The following is an 18401-nucleotide window of genomic DNA, read 5'->3' as shown; positions in this document are numbered from 1 at the left end:
CCCCATGAACATCATGCTTTTCCATTCGACGTACGGGCTGCGGCCCGCGGTGCGCGCGGCGGCCGACCGGCTGCGGGCCGCCGGGCACGAGGTGTGGACCCCGGATCTCTTCGACGGCCGCACCTTCGAGACCGTCGAGGAAGGGCTGGCCTTCAAGGACGAGCTGGGCAACGACGAGCTGCTCAAGCGCGCGGTCCTGGCCGCCGCGCCCTACTCCGACCGGGGCCTCGTCTACGCGGGCTTCTCTCTCGGCGCCGCCACCGCGCAGACCCTCGCCCTCGGCGACGCCAAGGCGCGCGGCCTGCTGCTCCTGCACGGCACGTCGGACATCGCGGAGAACGCGTCCGTGGACGAGCTCCCCGTACAGCTGCACGTCGCCGAGCCCGACGCGTTCGAGACGGACGACTGGCTCAGCGCCTGGTACCTCCAGATGGGCCGCGCGGGCGCCGACGTGGAGGTCTACCGGTACGCGGGCGCCGGGCACCTGTACACCGACCCGGACCTCGACGACTACGACGCCGAGGCGGCGGAGGCGACGTGGCGGACGGCGCTGGGGTTCCTGGAGAGCCTGTAGCCGTCGGCCCGGGGAGCGGTCGGCCCCGGCCGGTCCCGCCTCAGGTCCGCACGCAGCGGCCCGCCGGGCTGCTCGCGGGCGGCTTGCACTGCAGGCCGAGGTCCCCGGCGTCGTCGCTGAGATAGCGCCCCACGCAGGTGTTGGCCGAGGTCCGGCCGCGCTCCGCGCAGAACCGCAGCGCCGACTGGCCGTTCGGGAACGGGCCCGGCGCGTAGAACACCCAGTACCCCGGGCGCAGCGAGGCATAGTCGTCGCTGCGCAGGTACTGGGCCTCGGGGACGGCCCTGCGGACGGCGGCGAGCTTGCGGTCGCGGGTCGCGGCGGACGAGGAGCGGGGCTCGGAGTGCAGCTGGGCGATCCAGCGGCCGGACCCGGGCGGCGCGGATGGCGTGGTCGGGGTGCTCGGCGTGGTCGGTGTGCCCGGTGCCGAGGAAGCGGAGGACGCCGGGGTCCTGCTCGGTTCGGCGCTCGCTTCGTCGGTGGGCCGCTTGACCGGTCCCGTCGTACGCGACGCCTCGGAGGCCGCCCCGCCGGTCCGGCCGCCACCCTTGTCCTCCGTCCCGCCCTTCCCGCCGTCGCGCAGCGCGAACGCCAGGGCCACCCCCGCCACCAGGACGAGGGCCACCATCGCGGCGGCGAGCACGGGCGTGCGGCGCCGGGCGGTGCCCTGGTCGCCGGGCCGGGGCGTGCCGCCGGGAGGCGGGTCGAACGCGGGCTGCGGGTGCGTGTGGCCCGGGGAGCCGGGGGGTGGGGGCGGCGCGGCGGGCGGGAAGGGCGGGCGCGGCCCGGTCTGCGTGGGCGGTACGGGCGGGCGGGGCGCCGTCTCCGTGGGCTGCCACGCGACCCCGTCGGCGACCGCCGTGAGCATCGCGTCCAGGCGCTCCACGTCGGGCCGCAGCGCCGGGTCCCGTACGAGCAGCGCCTCCAGGACCGGGGCGAGCGGGCCGGAGCGCACCGGCGGCGGCACCGGCTCGTCGAGCACCGCGGCCAGTGTGGCCAGGGTGGACGAACGGCGCAGCGGGCTGACGCCCTCCACGGCCACGTAGAGCACCAGCCCCAGTGACCACAGGTCGGCGGCCGGGCCCTCGCCGGTGCCTCGGACGCGCTCCGGCGCTATGTACTCGGGCGAGCCGATCAGCTCGCCGGTGGCGGTGAGCTGCGTGGAGCCCTGGAGCGCGGCGATGCCGAAGTCGGTGAGGACGACGGGTGGCACCTCGTCGGGGCGGTCGGGGGACGGCTCGCGGAGCAGGATGTTGGCGGGCTTGATGTCGCGGTGCAGGATGCCCGCCGCGTGGGCGGCCCGCAGCGCCGAGAGGACCTCGCGGCCCATGCGGGCCGCTTCCCGCGGCGGCAGGGTGCGCTCCTCCAGGAAGTCCTGGAGGGTGCGGCCCGAGAGCAGCTCCATCACCAGCCACGGGTGCGGCTCGGCGTCGACGATGTGGTGGATCGTCACGACGTGCGGGTGGTTGAGCCGGGCCAGGGCACGGGCCTCGCGCAGCACCCGTTCCCGCAGCAGCCGCGAGGTGTCACCGGTCGGCTCGGGGCCCGGCGGCCGTACCTCCTTCAGTGCCACCTCGCGGTGCAGCACGGTGTCGCGGGCCCGCCACACCGTGCCCATGCCTCCGCTGCCGAGCCGCCGCAGCAGCTCGAAGCGCCCGTCGATCACGTCCCCCTGGCCGCTCATGGCCGACAGCGTAGGGGGTCGAAGGGCACCTGTCGGCCCGCTTCACCGGCTGTTCCGCGTCCGGCCGCCGAACCCGTCACCGTCCTTCAGCGCACCGGCGCCTGCACCCGCTCCACCTTCTGCGTGCCGGTGAGCGTGCGGTACGAACGCGCCCACGACGACGTCGCCTCGGGGTCCGTGCGGTCGGAGACGATGTAGTAGTCCATCTGCGAGCGCTCCGCGGTGACGTCCAGGACGCCGTACCCGTGGGAGTCCATGTCCAGCCACTTCACATGGCGGTTGGCGGCCTTGACCGCGGCGACGCCGACGAGGGACAGGGTCTGCGGCGGGACGTTCAGGAAGTCGTCGACGTTGTCGGACGTCACGGACGTGACGACGAACTCCGTGGCCGCGGACGGCGACGCCGGGTACGTGGCGGCGGTCACCGGCACGTCGTTGGCCCACGCCATGTGGATGTCACCGGTCAGGAAGACGGTGTTCCGGATGCCCTTGTCCCGCAGGTGGCCGATGAGTTCCTTGCGGTCGTGGGTGTAGCCGTCCCACTGGTCGGTGTTCACGGCCAGACCGCCCTCGGGCAGGCCGAGCAGCTTCGCGAGCGGCTTCAGGAGGTACGCGGGCAGCGAGCCGAAGGCGACCGGGGAGATCATCACCGACGTGCCGACCAGCTTCCACGCGGCGTCCGACGCGGCCAGGCCCGCCTTCAGCCAGTCGAGTTGGGCGCGGCCCGCGATCGTGCGATCCGGCGAGTCGACGTCGCCGCTGCCCACCCCCGCCTGCTTCGAGCGGAACGAACGCAGGTCGAGCAGGTGCAGGTCGGCAAGCTTGCCGAAGCGCAGACGGCGGTAGACGGTGCCCTCGGTGGCCGGGCGCACCGGCATCCACTCGAAGTACGCCTGCTTGGCGGCGGCCACGCGCGCGGTCCAGGGGCCCTCGGTCTCCGGGCTGTGGTTCTCCGCGCCGCCCGACCAGGCGTCGTTGGCGACCTCGTGGTCGTCCCAGATCGCGATGACCGGGTGCGTGCCGTGCATGGCCTGCGCGTCGGGGTCGGTCTTGTGGGCGCCGTGCCGGGTCCGGTAGTCGGCGAGGGTGAGGATCTCGTGCTTCGGCTGGTGCTCGCGCACGACGTCGCCGGACGAGGCGAAGCCGCCGGACGCGTACTCGTACAGGTAGTCGCCGAGGTGCAGGACCGCGTCGAGTTCGGTGCGCGCGGCGAGGTGGCGGTACGCGGAGAAGTACCCGGCCTCCCAGTTGGAGCACGACACCACGCCGAAGCGGACGCCGGGCGCGGCGGCCTCGTGGGCGGGGGCGGTGCGGGTGCGGCCCACGGGGGAGCGCACCGGTGAATCGCTGCCTATGGAGAAGCGGTAGTAATAGGTGGTCGCCTGGCGAAGGCCCCTTACATCGGCCTTGACCGTGTGGTCGCCCGCCGCCTTCGCGGTGGTCGAGCCGCGGCCCACGACCTTGCTGAAGCCCTTGTCCTCGGCCACCTCCCAACGCACCTCGACGTCCGGGCCCTTGCCGGACCCGGGCACCGCCTCGGGCGTCGGCGTGATCCGCGTCCACAGCAGGACGCCGTCGGGCAGCGGGTCGCCGGAGGCGACACCATGGAGGAAGGCGGGTCCTGCGGCGGCCCGGGCCGGCAGGGCCGCCGCGAGGGGGGCAGCGAGGGCGGCGGTGGCGGCCGCGGCCTTGACGACGGTGCGGCGGCGCGGCGTGAGGGCGGCCGACGGTTTGCCGGGACCCTCAGCGGGCGCAAGGGAGTTGTCTCTTCGACTGGTCACGAGGGGCTACCCTACGGACCGGTAACGGCGAAGAGCGGGCGACCACCGAAAGTTCGCCCGCTCTTCCGCAACACGCCTACTGCGCCTGCGTGATAACTCCCGCATCAGCCCTTCGGTGCCGCGGTCAGCCCTTCAGCGCCGCGTCGACGGCCTTGTTGTAGTCCGCGACCGACATCGGCGCGTTCTTGCCGTCGGCGCCCTTGAGCTGCTTGCCGTCCATGACGAACGCCGGGGTGCCCTCGACACCGTCCTTGTCGTCCTGGAACGCCTGCCCCATGGCCAGGGCCCAGCGGTCGTACGTGCCGTCCTTGACGGCCTTCTTGAAGGCGTCGCTCTTCTTGAGCTCGGGCACCTCGTTCGCGACCTTGATCAGGTACGAGTCGTCCTTGAACTTGTCGTCCTGCTCGCTCGGGTGGTTGTCCGACGAGTACAGCGCCTTCTTGTAGGCGAGGAACGCGTCCGGGGAGACGTTCAGGGCGGCGCCGAGCGCGCTCATCGCGTTGCGGGAGCCCTCGCCCGGGATGTTGTTGTCGAGGAACGTGGCCCCGACGAACTGGACCTTGTACTTGCCGTCCTTGATGTCCTTCTCGACCGTCGGGCCGACGGTCTGCTCGAAGCTCGCGCAGATCGGGCAGCGCGGGTCCTCGTAGACCTTCAGGGTCTTCTTGGCGCTCGCCTTGCCGACGACGACGCTCGTGCCGTCCTTGCCCGAGGTGTTCGCGGGCTTGACGAGCTTCTTGTCCTTGGCGTCTTCCCAGTAGCCGGGCTTGTTGCCCTGCATGACGGCGTAGGAGACGCCGCCCGCGAGGGCGAGGACGCCGACGATGGACGTGCCGACGATGATCGACCGCTTGCGCTTCTCGCGCTTGCGCTCGGCTTCCTGCTGGGCGCGGATCCGCTCGCGGGCGGCCTGCTTCGCGGCCTGGCTGTTGCGCTTGCTCATGATGGTTCTCCGTGGGTGTGGCGATGGCTGGTCGGCTGTGCTCAGGCGAAGAGGGCCGAGCACGGCGGTCCACGCCGTCCCACGCAGTGCACGAACAGCCGGGTGCGGACGACCGGCGTCCGGCGGGCGGGGCGCGGCAGCCAGCGCACCGGCTCGACCCGGCGGGTCACCGCGGCGACCGCGAGCAGCAGCGGCCGGAACGTCGCCGCGGCCGCGGCCCGAAGGAGACCCGCCACGGCCCGCTCCATGCGCCCGAGCCAGGCCGCCGCGAGCAGCCCGACGCCGACGTGCGCCCCGAGCAGCAGCCAGGCCGTGGCCGGGCCGCCGTCGGCGAGCAGGGCGGCGGCGCCGTGGCTCTCGCCGCCCGTCATCCGCGCCAGCGGAGTGCCGACGCTGCCGCCGCCGCACAGCACATCCACCCCGAAGGACCGCAGCGGGCCCGTGACGGGGCCGCCCGACTGGCCGTAGCAGACGTGTTGGCCCGAGGTGAAGACGGTGTCGGCGGCCAGCTCAAGGGGGATCAGCAGGGCGGCGATGCGGCCGAACCCGCGCTCACGGCCCGCCAGGGCGTACGCGATGACGTACACCCCGGCCGTGACGGCGAGGCAGGTCGTGAGTGGCAGCGGGGCCCGGGACAGCAGAATGTGCGACGCGGCGGACAGCATCACGACGAGTGCCGTGAACAGTGCCGCACGCACCACTCTGATCTGGGTCCCGGATATGTCCATCGCGCAAGCGAGTGTGCCATGAGCTGTCGTAAGAGACCCCTAAAGGGTCCCTATGAATCACATGGCCGCCCCTCAGAGCCCCGGGATCCGGCCATTGCGGAACAGGTCGACGAAGATCTGGTGGTCCGCGCGGGCCCGGGCGCCGTAGTCGTGCGCGAAGTCCACCAGGAGGTCGCCGAAGCCGCCCTCGTCGGCCGCGATGGCGGCGTCGATGGCCCGCTCCGTGGAGAACGGCACCAGCTCCGAGTGACCGCTCTCGTCGTCGGCGGCCGCGTGCATCGTCGCCGTGGCCCGGCCCAGGTCGGCCACCACGGAGGAGATCTCGTCCAGGTCGTCGATGTCCGACCAGTCCAGGTCGACCGCGTACGGCGAGACCTCGGCGACGAGCTGGCCCGCGCCGTCCAGCTCGGTCCAGCCGAGCCAGGGGTCGGCGTGCGCCTGGAGGGCCCGCTGGGAGATGACCGTGCGGTGGCCCTCGTGCTGGAAGTAGTCACGGATCACGGGGTCCGTGATGTGCCGGGAGACGGCCGGGGTCTGGGCCTGCTTCAGGTAGATGACGACGTCGTTCTCCAGGGCGTCGCTGTTGCCCTCCAGGAGGATGTTGTACGACGGCAGTCCGGCCGAGCCGATGCCGATGCCGCGGCGGCCCACGACGTCCTTCACGCGATACGAGTCGGGGCGGGCCAGGGAGGACTCGGGCAGCGTCTCCAGATAGCCGTCGAAGGCCGCGAGGACCTTGTACCGCGTGGCCGCGTCGAGCTCGATGGAGCCGCCGCCCGGCGCGAAGCGGCGCTCGAAGTCACGGATCTCCGTCATCGAGTCCAGGAGCTCGAAGCGGGTCAGGGAGCGGGCCGCGCGCAGGGCGTCCAGGAGCGGGCCCTGGGCCGTGTCGAGCGTGAAGGGCGGCACCTCGTCGCTCTTGGCGCCCGTCGCCAGGTCGTGGACCCGCTCGCGGTACGCCGCGGCGTACGTGCGCACCAGGGACGTGATCTGCTCGTCGCTCAGCGCCTTCGTGTACCCGATCAGGGCCAGGGAGGCCGCGAGGCGCTTCAGGTCCCAGGTGAAGGGGCCCACGTACGCCTCGTCGAAGTCGTTGACGTTGAAGATCAGGCGGCCCTGGGAGTCCATGTACGTGCCGAAGTTCTCGGCGTGCAGGTCGCCGTGGATCCAGACCCGGCCGGTGCGGTCGTCCACGTACGCGCCGCCGTGCTGCTCGCGGCCCAGGTCGTGGTAGAAGAGGCACGCCGTGCCGCGGTAGAACGCGAAGGCCGAGGCCGCCATCTTCCGGAACTTCACCCGGAACGCGGCGGGGTCGGCGGCGAGCAGCTCGCCGAACGCGGTGTCGAAGACGGCGAGGATCTCCTCGCCGCGCTGGTCGGCGGTGGGCTGCGGGACCGACATCGCGGGGTGCCTCCTGGTGCATGGCTCGGGGGACGGACGTCCGCCCTTCTCAACGCCCGACCGTACTCCCGAGTGCCCGCCGACTGTCAGTCGCGCGGATTAGACTTCCACGCTGTCCACCCAGACTGTCCGCAGCCTGTCGCCCAGTGTTCCCGTTGGAGGCCCACGCCGTGTCGAAGCCGCCTTTCACGCACCTGCACGTCCACACCCAGTACTCGCTTCTGGACGGCGCCGCGCGGCTGAAGGACATGTTCAACGCGTGCAATGAGATGGGCATGACGCACATCGCGATGTCCGACCACGGCAACCTGCACGGGGCGTACGACTTCTTCCATACGGCGAAGAAGGCGGGAGTGACGCCGATCATCGGGATCGAGGCGTATGTGGCGCCGGAGTCGCGGCGCAACAAGCGGAAGATCCAGTGGGGGCAGCCGCACCAGAAGCGCGACGACGTGTCCGGTTCGGGTGGTTATACGCACAAGACGATCTGGGCGGCGAACCAGACGGGCCTGCACAACCTGTTCCGTCTCTCCTCGGACGCGTACGCCGAGGGCTGGCTGCAGAAGTGGCCGCGGATGGACAAGGAGACGATCTCCCAGTGGTCGGAGGGGCTGATCGCCTCGACCGGCTGCCCGTCGGGTGAGCTGCAGACGCGGCTGCGTCTGGGGCAGTTCGACGAGGCGGTGAAGGCGGCTTCGGAGTACCAGGACATTTTCGGCAAGGACCGGTATTTCCTGGAGCTGATGGACCACGGGATTGATATCGAGCGCCGGGTGCGTGAGGATCTCCTCCGGGTCGGCAAGAAGCTGGGCATTCCGCCGCTCGTGACGAATGACTCGCATTACACGTACGCGCATGAGGCGACGGCCCATGACGCGCTGCTGTGCATTCAGACGGGCAAGAATCTGTCGGATCCGGATCGTTTCCGTTTCGACGGGACGGGTTATTACCTGAAGTCGACGGACGAGATGTACGCCGTCGATTCCTCGGACGCCTGGCAGGAGGGGTGTGCGAACACCCTCCTGGTGGCGGAGCAGATCGACACGAGCGGCATGTTCGAGAAGCGCGACCTCATGCCGAAGTTCGAGATCCCCGACGGCTTCACCGAGGTCACCTGGTTCCAGGAGGAGGTCCGGGTCGGCATGAACCGCCGCTACCCGGGCGGCGTCCCCGAGGACCGCCAGAAGCAGGCCGAGTACGAGATGGACATCATCATCCAGATGGGGTTCCCCGGCTACTTCCTCGTGGTCGCCGACTTCATCATGTGGGCCAAGAACAACGGCATCGCGGTCGGCCCGGGCCGAGGCTCCGCGGCCGGATCGATCGTCGCGTACGCCATGGGCATCACCGACCTCGACCCGATCACGCACGGACTGATCTTCGAGCGGTTCCTCAACCCCGAGCGCGTCTCCATGCCCGATGTCGACATCGACTTCGACGAGCGCAGGCGCGTCGAAGTGATCAGGTACGTGACCGAGAAGTACGGCGAGGACAAGGTCGCCATGATCGGTACGTACGGCAAGATCAAGGCGAAGAACGCCATCAAGGACTCCGCGCGCGTCCTCGGCTACCCCTACGCCATGGGCGACCGGCTCACCAAGGCCATGCCCGCCGACGTCCTCGGCAAGGGCATCGACCTCGACGGCATCACCAACCCCACCCACCCGCGCTACAGCGAGGCGGGCGAGATCCGGGGGATGTACGAGAACGAGCCGGACGTCAAGAAGGTCATCGACACCGCCAAGGGCGTGGAGGGCCTGGTCCGGCAGATGGGTGTGCACGCGGCCGGCGTGATCATGTCCAGCGAGCCCATCGTGGACCACGCCCCGATTTGGGTGCGGCACACCGACGGCGTCACGATCACACAGTGGGACTACCCCCAGTGCGAGTCGCTCGGCCTGCTCAAGATGGACTTCCTGGGCCTGCGCAACCTCACGATCATGGACGACGCCGTCAAGATGGTGAAGGCCAACAAGGGCATCGAGCTGGAGATGCTCAACCTTCCGCTCGACGACCCCAAGACCTTCGAACTGCTCTGCCGCGGTGACACGCTCGGCGTGTTCCAGTTCGACGGCGGCCCCATGCGCTCGCTGCTCCGCCAGATGCAGCCCGACAACTTCGAGGACATTTCCGCCGTCTCGGCCCTCTACCGGCCGGGCCCGATGGGCATGAACTCGCACACCAACTACGCGGAGCGGAAGAACGGCCGCCAGGAGATCACCCCGATCCACCCGGAGCTCGAGGAGCCGCTGAAGGAGACCCTGGGTCTCACCTACGGCCTGATCGTGTACCAGGAGCAGGTGCAGAAGGCCGCCCAGATCATCGCCGGCTACTCGCTCGGCGAAGCCGACATCCTGCGCCGCGTGATGGGCAAGAAGAAGCCCGAGGAGCTGGAGAAGAACTTCGTCCTCTTCCAGGCGGGCGCCAAGAACAAGGGCTACTCGGACGCCGCGATCCAGGCCCTGTGGGACGTCCTGGTGCCCTTCGCCGGATACGCGTTCAACAAGGCGCACTCGTCCGCGTACGGCCTGGTCACCTACTGGACCGCGTATCTGAAGGCGAACTACCCGGCCGAGTACATGGCGGCGCTCCTGACGTCGGTGAAGGACGACAAGGACAAGTCGGCGGTCTATCTGAACGAGTGCCGCCGCATGGGCATCAAGGTGCTTCCGCCGAACGTGAACGAGTCGGTGCACAACTTCGCGGCGCAGGGTGACGACGTGATCCTGTTCGGCCTGGAGGCGGTGCGCAACGTCGGGACGAACGTGGTGGAGTCGATCATCCGGTCGCGGAAGGCGAAGGGGAAGTTCGCCTCGTTCCCGGACTACCTGGACAAGGTGGAGGCGGCCGCGTGCAACAAGCGCACGACGGAGTCGCTGATCAAGGCGGGCGCCTTCGACACCATGGGGCACACCCGCAAGGGCCTGACCGCGCAGTACGAGCCGATGATCGACAACGTGGTGGCGGTCAAGCGCAAGGAGGCCGAGGGGCAGTTCGACCTGTTCGGAGGGATGGGCGAGGACGACTCCGACGAGCCGGGGTTCGGCCTGGACGTGGAGTTCTCCGACGACGAGTGGGACAAGACGTATCTGCTCGCGCAGGAGCGGGAGATGCTGGGCCTGTATGTGTCCGACCACCCGCTGTTCGGGCTCGAGCATGTGCTCTCCGACAAGGCGGACGCGGGGATCGGGCAGCTGACCGGCGGTGACTTCTCCGACGGCGCGGTGGTGACGATCGGCGGGATCATCTCCGGGCTGCAGCGCAAGATGACCAAGCAGGGCAACGCGTGGGCGATCGCCACCGTGGAGGACCTCGCCGGTTCCATCGAGTGCATGTTCTTCCCCGCGACGTACCAGCTGGTGTCCACGCAACTCGTCGAGGACGCCGTGGTGTTCGTCAAGGGACGGCTCGACAAGCGTGAGGACGTCCCCCGCCTCGTCGCCATGGAGATGCAGGTCCCCGACCTGTCGAACGCCGGGACCAACGCGCCCGTCCTGATCACCATCCCGACCGTGAAGGTGAGCCCGCCGATGGTCACGCGCCTCGGCGAGATCCTCAGCCACCACCGGGGCAACAGCGAGGTGCGGATCAAGCTCCAGGGCGCGCAGAAGACCACCGTGCTCCGGCTCGACCGGCACCGCGTGAAGCCCGACCCGGCGCTCTTCGGCGACCTCAAGGTGCTGCTCGGCCCGTCCTGCCTGGCGGGCTGACCCCGCCGCGGGCGGCGCGAGCGGCGCGCACGGCACGCATCACATGGCCAAGGGGCGCACCCGGTGCGGGTGCGCCCCTCATGTGTGCCTGTGCGGGCGTCAGTTGTGGCCGAAGCGGCGCTCACGGTGCTTACGGGCGACATCGCCGGGGTTCGCCGCGGCCGCGGACTTGGCCTGTGCCTCCATGGCGGACTGCTGGGCCTGCTGCTGACCGCGCTCGGCCTGGGCCGCCGCCTTCTGGTTGCGATCGCGGTTCTTGTTCTTGGCCATGGTGATCTTCCTCCTGAGGGGGATCGAGGGGCCAGGACGCGACCAGACTCACATAGGTCTGCAAAACGCGCATTTTGGATAATTACCGTGCGTCATAGGGGGACTCGCGGAGGCACTCAAAAGGAGCCACGCAGCGCGTTCGAGCGGATACGCCACGCCGAAGATCGAGTTCGGGCCGTTAACCTCCGCGAGGTCGGGCAGACTCGAAGGAAACCCGAAGTGACCTCCAGGATCCGCGGGCTCTTTCGATCCGCCGAATCGCCGGACCCCTGCCCGCGATCTGTGGGATCTTCGGGCACCTTCAGGAATCTTCCAGGAAAGAGGGTGGATGGCGTGGACCGCTGCATCGTCCTGGTGGACGCCGGGTATCTGCTGGGAGCCGCCGCGAGCCTCCTCGCGGGAGAGCCGTCCCGGTCCAGGATCACCGTCGATCACACCGCCCTCATCCAGGGTCTGCGCGAGCGCGCCGAGGCGGACACGGAGCGCCCGCTGCTGCGGATCTACTGGTTCGACGGCGCCCCCGACCGCGTACCCCAACCGGAGCACCGCAGGCTCCGCGTGATGCCCCGCGTCACCGTCCGCCTCGGCGCCCTGACCCGCAGCGACGGCCGCTGGGCGCAGAAGGGCGTGGACGCCGCCATGCACGCCGAGCTGACCGAGCTGGCCCGCAACCGCGCCTGCTCCGACGTCGTGCTCGTCACCGGCGACGGCGATCTGCTGCCCGGCATGATGGCCGCCAAGGAACACGGCGTCGCCGTCCACCTCTGGGCCGTGCAGGCCGCCGACGGGGACTACAACCAGTCCGAGGACCTGGTGGCCGAGGCCGACGAGCGCCGCGTCCTGGACCGCGTCTGGATCACCAAGGCCGTCCGCGCCAAGGAGCTGACCGGCGTCTGCGCCCCGCCGCCCGCCCCCCGCCCCGAGATCGCCGCGATCCTCTCCGCCCCGCTGCCCGAGTCCGCCCTCGCCGCGAGCGCCGAGCAGGCCACCGCCGCCCCCCACCCCGCCGCGGCCCCCCGCGTCCAGGAGAACGGGGACCGGAATCCGGCCACAAAGGGCGTGCCCACCCCCAAGGACCTCGCGGCCCTGCGCGCCCCCGGCGTGCAGCACCCCAAGGAACCGGCGAACGCGACCCTGCGCTGGTCGTCCGACAAGGGCTGGGTGGACCGCCCCGGCACCCCCGCCGAGCCCCCGGAGGCCGCGGCGCTGCCCACCCTCGCCCAGCTCACCACGGCCGAGCAGCGCTGGGCCGACAGGGAGGAGGACATCACCACCGTCGGCGGCGACCCCTACGAGGTCGGCCAGGTCTTCGCCCGGCGCTGGATGGGGCGCCTGCCCGAACAGCACAACCTCCAGAAGCTGTCCACGATGTACCCGCGCATCCCGCACCGCATCGACGGCGAGCTGCTGCGCTACGCCGCCCGGTTCGGTCTGCTCGCCCACAAGGACGACCAGATCGACGAACACGACCGGTACGCGATCCGGGCGGGCTTCTGGCGCGAGATCGACGTACGGACCGCCGCCGAGCACGCGCCCGCGGGGGAATGATGTCCCTGGTGCCCCCGGCGCGAGGGCGCGCACGCCACGGCGGGGGCATCCGTTCCGGTACGACGAGGGGGCGCGAGAGCCGCCCCGCGCGCCATACCGGACACAGGACCCCGTACCCTCGTCCTTCGTGAGTACGCGCGCGGCACAGGCAGTCCGACAGGGGCTCCGGCAGGGGCACGGCAGCGATGCCGTCTGCGTCGTGCGCGACCTGGTCAAGGTCTATCCCGCCGCCCGCGGCAGGCGCGGCAGGCCCGCGACACCCGAGGTCCGGGCCAGCGACGGCCTCGGCATCGAGGTCGGCCGCGGCGAGATCTTCGGCCTCCTCGGACCCAACGGCGCCGGCAAGTCCACCCTCGTACGCCAGCTGACCGGCCTGATGCGGCCCGACAGCGGCAGCGTCCACGTCCTCGGCCACGACATCGTGCGCCACCCGGAGCGGGCCGCCCGGCTCCTCGCCTATCTGGGCCAGGAGTCCACCGCCCTGGACGAGCTGACCGTCTCCCTCGCCGTCGAGACCACCGCGCGCCTGCGCGGGCTCGACACCGCCCGCGCGCGGGCCGAGCGCGACGACGTCCTGGAGGAGCTGGGGCTCACCGCCCTCGCCTCCCGGCCCCTGAAGAAGCTCTCCGGCGGCCAGCGGCGGCTCGCCTGCTTCGCCACCGCCCTGGTGGGGGAGCGGCGGCTGCTCGTGCTCGACGAGCCGACGACCGGCATGGACCCGGTGGCGCGGCGCGCCGTGTGGGGCGCCGTCGACCGGCGCCGGGCCGAGCGCGGCACCACCGTCCTGCTCGTCACCCACAACGTCATCGAGGCCGAGACCGTGCTCGACCGCGTCGCCGTGCTCGACCACGGCCGGGTCATCGCCTGCGACACGCCCGCCGGGCTCAAGGAGCAGGTCGCCGGGGAGGTCCGGGTGGAGCTCGTCTGGCGCGAGCGGGCGCCCATCGACGTGCCCGAGGTCGCCGCGCTGCGGTCCTCGGCGGTCGAGTCCGGGCGCAAGTGGACGCTGCGGCTCGCGCCGGAGGAGGCGCGGGCGGCCGTCGCGGCGGTCACCGGCGGGGGCGCCTTCGCCGCCCTCGACGATTTCACGTTGGCCACGCCCAGCCTGGAGGATGTGTACCTCGCCCTGGGCGGGCGGGGCGGGGACGGGCTGGTGAAGGCGTGAGCCCCGACACCGAGGGACCCGTCACCGGGGGAGGACGCGCCGGTGCCGCCGCCGCGCGGCGTGGAGTAGTCAGGCCAGTCGGTAGGAAGGTTGTCCGTTGAGTGCCGTTCCCCTGGAAGCCGTCGTGCGAGCCGAGGACCGCGCCGCGGAGGTGACGGACCCCGTCGCGCCGCTCGGGGCCCGGGCGCGGCTCCTGCCGGCCCTGGGCGCCGTCTACCGGGCACAGCTGTCACGGGCCCGCGTCGCCCGGATCCCGCTGCTCTTCGTCGCCACCTTCCAGTCCGTCGGCATCATGATCCTCATGCGGGGCGTCGTGGACGGGGGCGGTGAGGCCCGCGCCGTCGTCGCCGGATCCTCCGTCCTCGTGGTCGCGTTCGTCGCGCTGAACCTGCTCGCCCAGTACTTCGGCCAGCTCCGCGGCGACGGCGGCCTCGACCACTACGCCACGCTGCCCGTGCCGCCCGCCGCCGTCGTCCTCGGCGCCGCCGCCGCGTACGCCTCCTTCACCGTGCCCGGCACCATCGTCACGGCCGTCGTCGGCTGCGGGCTCTTCGGCCTGCCGCTGACGCACCTGTGGGTGCTCGCCGCCGTGATCCCGCTCTCCGGCGCCGCCCTCGCCGGGCTAGGCGCCGCCCTCGGGCTGCTCGCGCCACGGCCCGAACTCGCCACCCTGCTCGGGCAGATGGGCATGTCCGCCGCGCTCCTGCTCGGGGTGCTCCCGGCCGAGCGCATGCCCGAGTTCCTGCAGTACGCCCGCGACCTGCTGCCCTCCACGTACGGCGTGGAGGCCCTCGCCCGGACCTTCGGCGCCGACCCCGACTGGGGTGCCGTCGCACTCGATCTCGCGGTCTGCGCGGGCGTCGGCGTCGCCTCGCTGGCCGTCGCCACCTGGGCCTACCGGCGGGCCGCCGTCCGCTGACGCCGATCCGCCGTCCGGTGGCGCGGTTCTCAGACGGAGCTGGCACCATGTGTGCGTGACCGCACCGCTGACACCCTCCCAACCGCCGCACGATCGTCCCGAAGACAGCGACACCGACTCCTCCGGCCCCGGCCCCGACAACCCCTGGCGGGAGCCCGCGCGGTCCTCGGGGTACGCGGCCGGGACGGCGCCCGAGGAGGACGGATCCCCCGTGACGACCGACCTGAAGGCCGACGTGCGGGACGCCGTGGTGGTCATGGTCGCGGTCGCGGCCAGCGGAGTGCTGCTCGGGCTGCTGTGGCTGTGGCTGGCGCCCAGCGTGCCGCTCATCGCCGACAAGACGACCGTCTACCTCAAGGACACCGAGGGCGAGCAGGCCATCGGGGTCGACGGAACGTTCGCCCTGCTGGCGCTCGCCTTCGGGCTCGTCAGCGCGGTCGTGGTGTTCCTCGTGCGGCGGCGGGGCGGGATCCCGCTCGTCGTCGGGCTCGCCGCGGGTGGGCTGCTCGGGGCTGTGCTCGCCTGGAAGGTGGGGGTCTGGGTCGGGCCCGAGACGGATGTGGCGGCGCACGCGCGGGCCGTGGGGGCGGGGGTCGTCTTCGACGCGCCCATGGAGTTGAAGGCCAAGGGGGTGCTGCTTGCGTGGCCCGTCGCTGCGATGGTCGCGCAGCTGGTGCTCACGGGGCTCTTCGGGCCCCGGGATCCGGAGCCGTTCTCGTCGTACGAGAGTCCGTATCGGGATGCTTATGGGGCGCCGGAGCGGTAGGGGGCCTTGCCGGGGGCTCCCCAATCCCACCCCTTTCCCGAAACTGGGGCTCCGCCCCAGACCCCGCTCCTCAATCGCCGGAGGGGCTGAAAATTAGCGGCACATTCCCAGCCCGCCCCGGCAACATCTCAGCCTGTCCGGCGATTGAGGACGAGGCGCGGAGCGCCGATTCGGCTGGGGCTGTCCCACCCGCCCGGGACCTCCACCCCGGGGGCCCGGGGGCAGCGCCCTCGGTTTCGGGAAGGGGCGGGGTTGGGGAGCTCCCAGCCGGGTCCCTACGCCGGGCGCCTGCCGTGGTTGGACTTGCCCTTCCTTACCCGCCACTTCCGCTTGCGCGTTTTCTTCGACATGGGTGTGGTCCTAGTCGAGGACCGGCCCCCCGTCGAGGGGTCACGCACGCCCGATCGGGGCGAGCGTCGCGGCGGTGAGGGCGGCGAGATCGGCGGGGGAGAGCTCGACCTCCAGGCCGCGGCGGCCCGCCGAGACGCAGATCGTGGGGTGGGCGGAGGCCGAGTCGTCCAGGACGGTGCGCAGGCGTTTGCGCTGGCCGAGGGGGGAGATGCCACCGCGTACGTAACCGGTGGTGCGCTCGGCGGCGGCCGGGTCCGCCATCGTGGCGCGCTTGCCGCCGACCGCCGTGGCGAGGGCCTTCAGATCGAGGGTGCCCGCGACCGGGACCACGGCCACGGTCAGCTCGCCGTCGACGTCGGCGACGAGGGTCTTGAAGACGCGGTCGGGGGAGACGCCCATGGCCTCGGCGGCCTCCTGGCCGTACGAGGGATGGGCGGGGTCGTGGTCGTAGGAGTGCACGGTGAAGGCGGTGCCCGCCGCGGTGAGGGCGACCGTCGCGGGGGTGCCGCCCGCCTGCGTCTTCTTCTGCTTCTTCGCCACGCTGCTCGCCAACTTCCGCGGTTCGTACGGGAGGGGGTCCGGCCCCGCCTCAGTTGAGGCTGGTCGTGCCGCGCGTCAGTTCCGTCGCGGGCAACGACGGCAGGTTACGGATGATCGCGGTCTCGGCGCGCAGCAATTTCAGCTCGGCGCGCAGCCGGGCCGCCGTGTCGGGGGCTTCGAGGAGTTCCTGCTTGGTGGGGGTGTCGAGGACGGCCGCCGCCGCGACCAGGTAGGACACGACCGACGGCTCGTCGGGGAGCTCGGCGCTGGTCGACAGGGACCGCTCGCGGGCGCCCGCGAGCCGCTTCTGGTACGAGCGGAAGGCGCGCAGGACGCCCTCGGCGAGCGCGCCCGCCTCCTCGCCGGGCTGCTCCTCCAGCGGTTCGAGCTCGCCGACGAGGTAGGGCCCGGAGGTGTCCACCGAGAGCAGCCGCACCCGGGTCGTGCCGGTGGCCAGGACCTCGAAGCCGCCGTCCTCGCGCTCCCGGATGGTCGCCGCGTCCGCGACGCAGCCCACCTCGTGGAACGCCTTCATCGGGTCGTCGCCGAAGCCCGCGGCGGGGCCCTGCTCGGGCTGCGCGGTCTGGTCGGGCAGGCCCGGCGCGCTCGGCGCCACTTCGCGGCCGTCACGGATGGCCACGACTGCGAACTGCCGCTGCTCGTCGTCGGGGACCTTCAGGAGTTCGCGCATCATGGCGCGATAACGCTCCTCGAAGACGTTCAGGGGCAGCACGAGCCCCGGGAACAGCACCGAGTCGAGCGGGAAGAGCGGAAGCCGGACGGTCGTCACGATCGGAAAGCCTAACGGCCGTCGGCACCCCGGCCGTCCGCGTAGCCCTGCCGCGGGCGCAGCGGCGTACGTGCCGCGACCTCTATGCGGACCCCGTCCCTCAGCTCCAGGAACTGCCCGAGCGGGTCGTCGGCCAGCCGGTCCCAGGGGAACGAGGTCGCGTACGGGCCGATCAGACGGAGCTGGTCCAGGGCGTCGTGCCAGCGCTCCAGGCGGATCAGGACGTACATGAGGAGGTTGCGGACCTCGGCCGGCCAGGGGTCGGCGGCGGCGTACTCACCGGACAGGGCGATGGCCAGGTCGGCCGCCTTGTCCAGGCGTTCGCGCGGCAGATTTCCGGCGGCGCTGGTGAGGTACGCGAACGCGGCGCGCACCGGCAGTGCCTGTATCAGCGAGCCGGGCAGCGCGTCGGCCGCCGCCCGCTCCGCGAACTGGAAGCACTCGGTGTGCGAGCCGTACCAGTCCGCCGACAGGTACATCAGGGCCGAGGCGTGGCAGCCGTAGTGGTACGAGGAGCGGCGCACCGCCTGTGCCCACAGCTCCTCGAACTCGGTGTGCGAGGCGTGGGTGCCGCGGGCGTGGTCGAGCGCGATGCGCCACGGCACCGGGTCGCGCGGGTCGGCGTCGGCGGCGGCCGTGAGCAGCGGGCTGACCTCGCGCAGGAGTTCCGCGCGGGCGGGCGACTCCCAGCCGCGGACGACGGCCAGCTCGGCCTTGAGCAGCAGCGCGTCCGGGTCGTGCGGGGCGGCGGACAGCCAGTCGTCGAACCACTCGGACCGGGAGCGGGCGAAGGCGGCGAGGCGGGTCGCGTACCGGTCGCGGTTCTCCCACTCGGCGGCTTCGCGGGTGGTGGCGAGCAGCTTGGCGGCCGGGCCGTACTCGCCGCGTCCCGCCGCGACCAGGGCGGGCCCCAGACGGTCGTCCGGCACGTCAAGGAGCACTTCGTCGTCGGGGGTCAGGCCGTCGGCCAGGCGGGGGGTGTGCCGGATCATGCGGGCGGTACGGACGAAGGCGCGCAGCAGCGGCATCTGGCTGTCCCCCTTCGCGCCCCGACCGGCGCCGCTGCGTGGGGCGGGGCGCCGGTCACCCTGGCCGGTGTCGTGGTCGGTGCTGCGGCCCGCTCGTGGTCCGCGAGCGGGTCTCTTGCTGGTCGCGTGTGTTGACGGACGAGGTGGGCCGATGGTTGCCCCCCGTCGGATAACGGTTCAGCCGCGAAGCGCGGGGCGCGTCC

At 71.8% G+C, this 18401-nt stretch carries 15 protein-coding genes; 6 read left to right on the top strand and 9 right to left on the bottom strand.

The genetic code is table 11. The features are described 5' to 3' along the window. Positions 1 to 4 precede the first annotated feature (4 nt). Complete coding sequence (locus ACFVHO_RS37530) at positions 5 to 574, top strand: dienelactone hydrolase family protein (protein WP_289951987.1); 570 nt, start codon at positions 5 to 7, stop codon at positions 572 to 574. 40 nt (positions 575 to 614) lie between these two features. On the opposite strand, the gene ACFVHO_RS37525 is transcribed toward ACFVHO_RS37530, so the two are convergent. From ACFVHO_RS37525 to ACFVHO_RS37505, 5 genes are all read right to left on the bottom strand, one after another. Next, a complete protein-coding gene (locus ACFVHO_RS37525) occupies positions 615 to 2258 on the bottom strand; it encodes a serine/threonine-protein kinase (RefSeq protein WP_385724927.1) in 1644 nt (547 codons plus the stop codon). Positions 2259 to 2344: 86 nt separating this feature from the next. Further along, positions 2345 to 4039 (bottom strand): alkaline phosphatase D family protein, encoded by a 1695-nt coding sequence (locus tag ACFVHO_RS37520; RefSeq protein WP_385724926.1) that lies wholly within the window; start codon positions 4037 to 4039, stop codon positions 2345 to 2347. 124 nt (positions 4040 to 4163) lie between these two features. After that, a complete protein-coding gene (locus tag ACFVHO_RS37515; RefSeq protein WP_385724924.1) occupies positions 4164 to 4982 on the bottom strand; it encodes a thioredoxin domain-containing protein in 819 nt (272 codons plus the stop codon). A 41-nt stretch (positions 4983 to 5023) separates the two neighbouring features. Next, positions 5024 to 5710 carry a hypothetical protein gene (locus tag ACFVHO_RS37510; RefSeq protein WP_385724923.1) on the bottom strand — a complete coding sequence of 229 codons (687 nt, stop codon included), beginning with the start codon at positions 5708 to 5710 and terminating at the stop codon, positions 5024 to 5026. Positions 5711 to 5782: 72 nt separating this feature from the next. Then, on the bottom strand, positions 5783 to 7111 hold the full coding sequence (locus ACFVHO_RS37505) for a DUF2252 domain-containing protein (RefSeq protein ID WP_385724921.1): 1329 nt from the start codon (positions 7109 to 7111) through the stop codon (positions 5783 to 5785). 170 nt (positions 7112 to 7281) lie between these two features. Here ACFVHO_RS37505 and dnaE point away from each other — a divergent pair, with 170 nt between their 5' ends. Beyond that, entirely contained in the window at positions 7282 to 10821 is a 3540-nt protein-coding gene (dnaE, locus tag ACFVHO_RS37500; RefSeq protein WP_385724919.1) for a DNA polymerase III subunit alpha, read from the top strand. 99 nt (positions 10822 to 10920) lie between these two features. On the opposite strand, the gene ACFVHO_RS37495 is transcribed toward dnaE, so the two are convergent. Beyond that, a complete protein-coding gene (locus ACFVHO_RS37495; RefSeq protein WP_190116805.1) occupies positions 10921 to 11091 on the bottom strand; it encodes a hypothetical protein in 171 nt (56 codons plus the stop codon). A 333-nt stretch (positions 11092 to 11424) separates the two neighbouring features. Between ACFVHO_RS37495 and ACFVHO_RS37490 the strand changes: the two genes are divergently transcribed. The 4 genes from ACFVHO_RS37490 (at position 11425) to ACFVHO_RS37475 (ending at position 15489) form a co-directional block, all read left to right on the top strand. Continuing rightward, on the top strand, positions 11425 to 12639 hold the full coding sequence (locus ACFVHO_RS37490) for an NYN domain-containing protein (RefSeq protein ID WP_385724917.1): 1215 nt from the start codon (positions 11425 to 11427) through the stop codon (positions 12637 to 12639). Between the two features lie 127 nt (positions 12640 to 12766). Further along, entirely contained in the window at positions 12767 to 13804 is a 1038-nt protein-coding gene (locus tag ACFVHO_RS37485; RefSeq protein ID WP_385724916.1) for an ABC transporter ATP-binding protein, read from the top strand. A 97-nt stretch (positions 13805 to 13901) separates the two neighbouring features. After that, entirely contained in the window at positions 13902 to 14723 is an 822-nt protein-coding gene (locus tag ACFVHO_RS37480) for an ABC transporter permease (RefSeq protein ID WP_385724914.1), read from the top strand. 55 nt (positions 14724 to 14778) lie between these two features. Continuing rightward, entirely contained in the window at positions 14779 to 15489 is a 711-nt protein-coding gene (locus tag ACFVHO_RS37475) for a DUF2567 domain-containing protein (RefSeq protein ID WP_385724913.1), read from the top strand. Positions 15490 to 15879: 390 nt separating this feature from the next. Here ACFVHO_RS37475 and ybaK read toward each other — a convergent pair whose 3' ends face one another. Genes ybaK through ACFVHO_RS37460 form a run of 3 tightly spaced genes read right to left on the bottom strand, consistent with a single transcriptional unit; the run spans position 15880 to position 18198 of the window. Then, positions 15880 to 16380, bottom strand: a complete 501-nt coding sequence (gene ybaK / locus ACFVHO_RS37470) for a Cys-tRNA(Pro) deacylase (protein ID WP_385724911.1) — start codon at positions 16378 to 16380, stop codon at positions 15880 to 15882. Between the two features lie 49 nt (positions 16381 to 16429). Next, the gene (locus ACFVHO_RS37465; protein ID WP_385724909.1) at positions 16430 to 17170 is read right to left on the bottom strand and encodes an LON peptidase substrate-binding domain-containing protein; all 741 of its coding nucleotides are present in this window, start codon (positions 17168 to 17170) and stop codon (positions 16430 to 16432) included. Positions 17171 to 17181: 11 nt separating this feature from the next. Beyond that, positions 17182 to 18198 carry a hypothetical protein gene (locus ACFVHO_RS37460; RefSeq protein ID WP_385724908.1) on the bottom strand — a complete coding sequence of 339 codons (1017 nt, stop codon included), beginning with the start codon at positions 18196 to 18198 and terminating at the stop codon, positions 17182 to 17184. Between the last annotated feature and the right edge of the window lie 203 nt (positions 18199 to 18401).

Origin of the sequence: Streptomyces sp. NPDC127108, assembly GCF_042677545.1 — a bacterium.
Lineage (GTDB): Bacteria > Actinomycetota > Actinomycetes > Streptomycetales > Streptomycetaceae > Streptomyces.
This window is presented reverse-complemented; position numbering and strand designations above follow the sequence as displayed.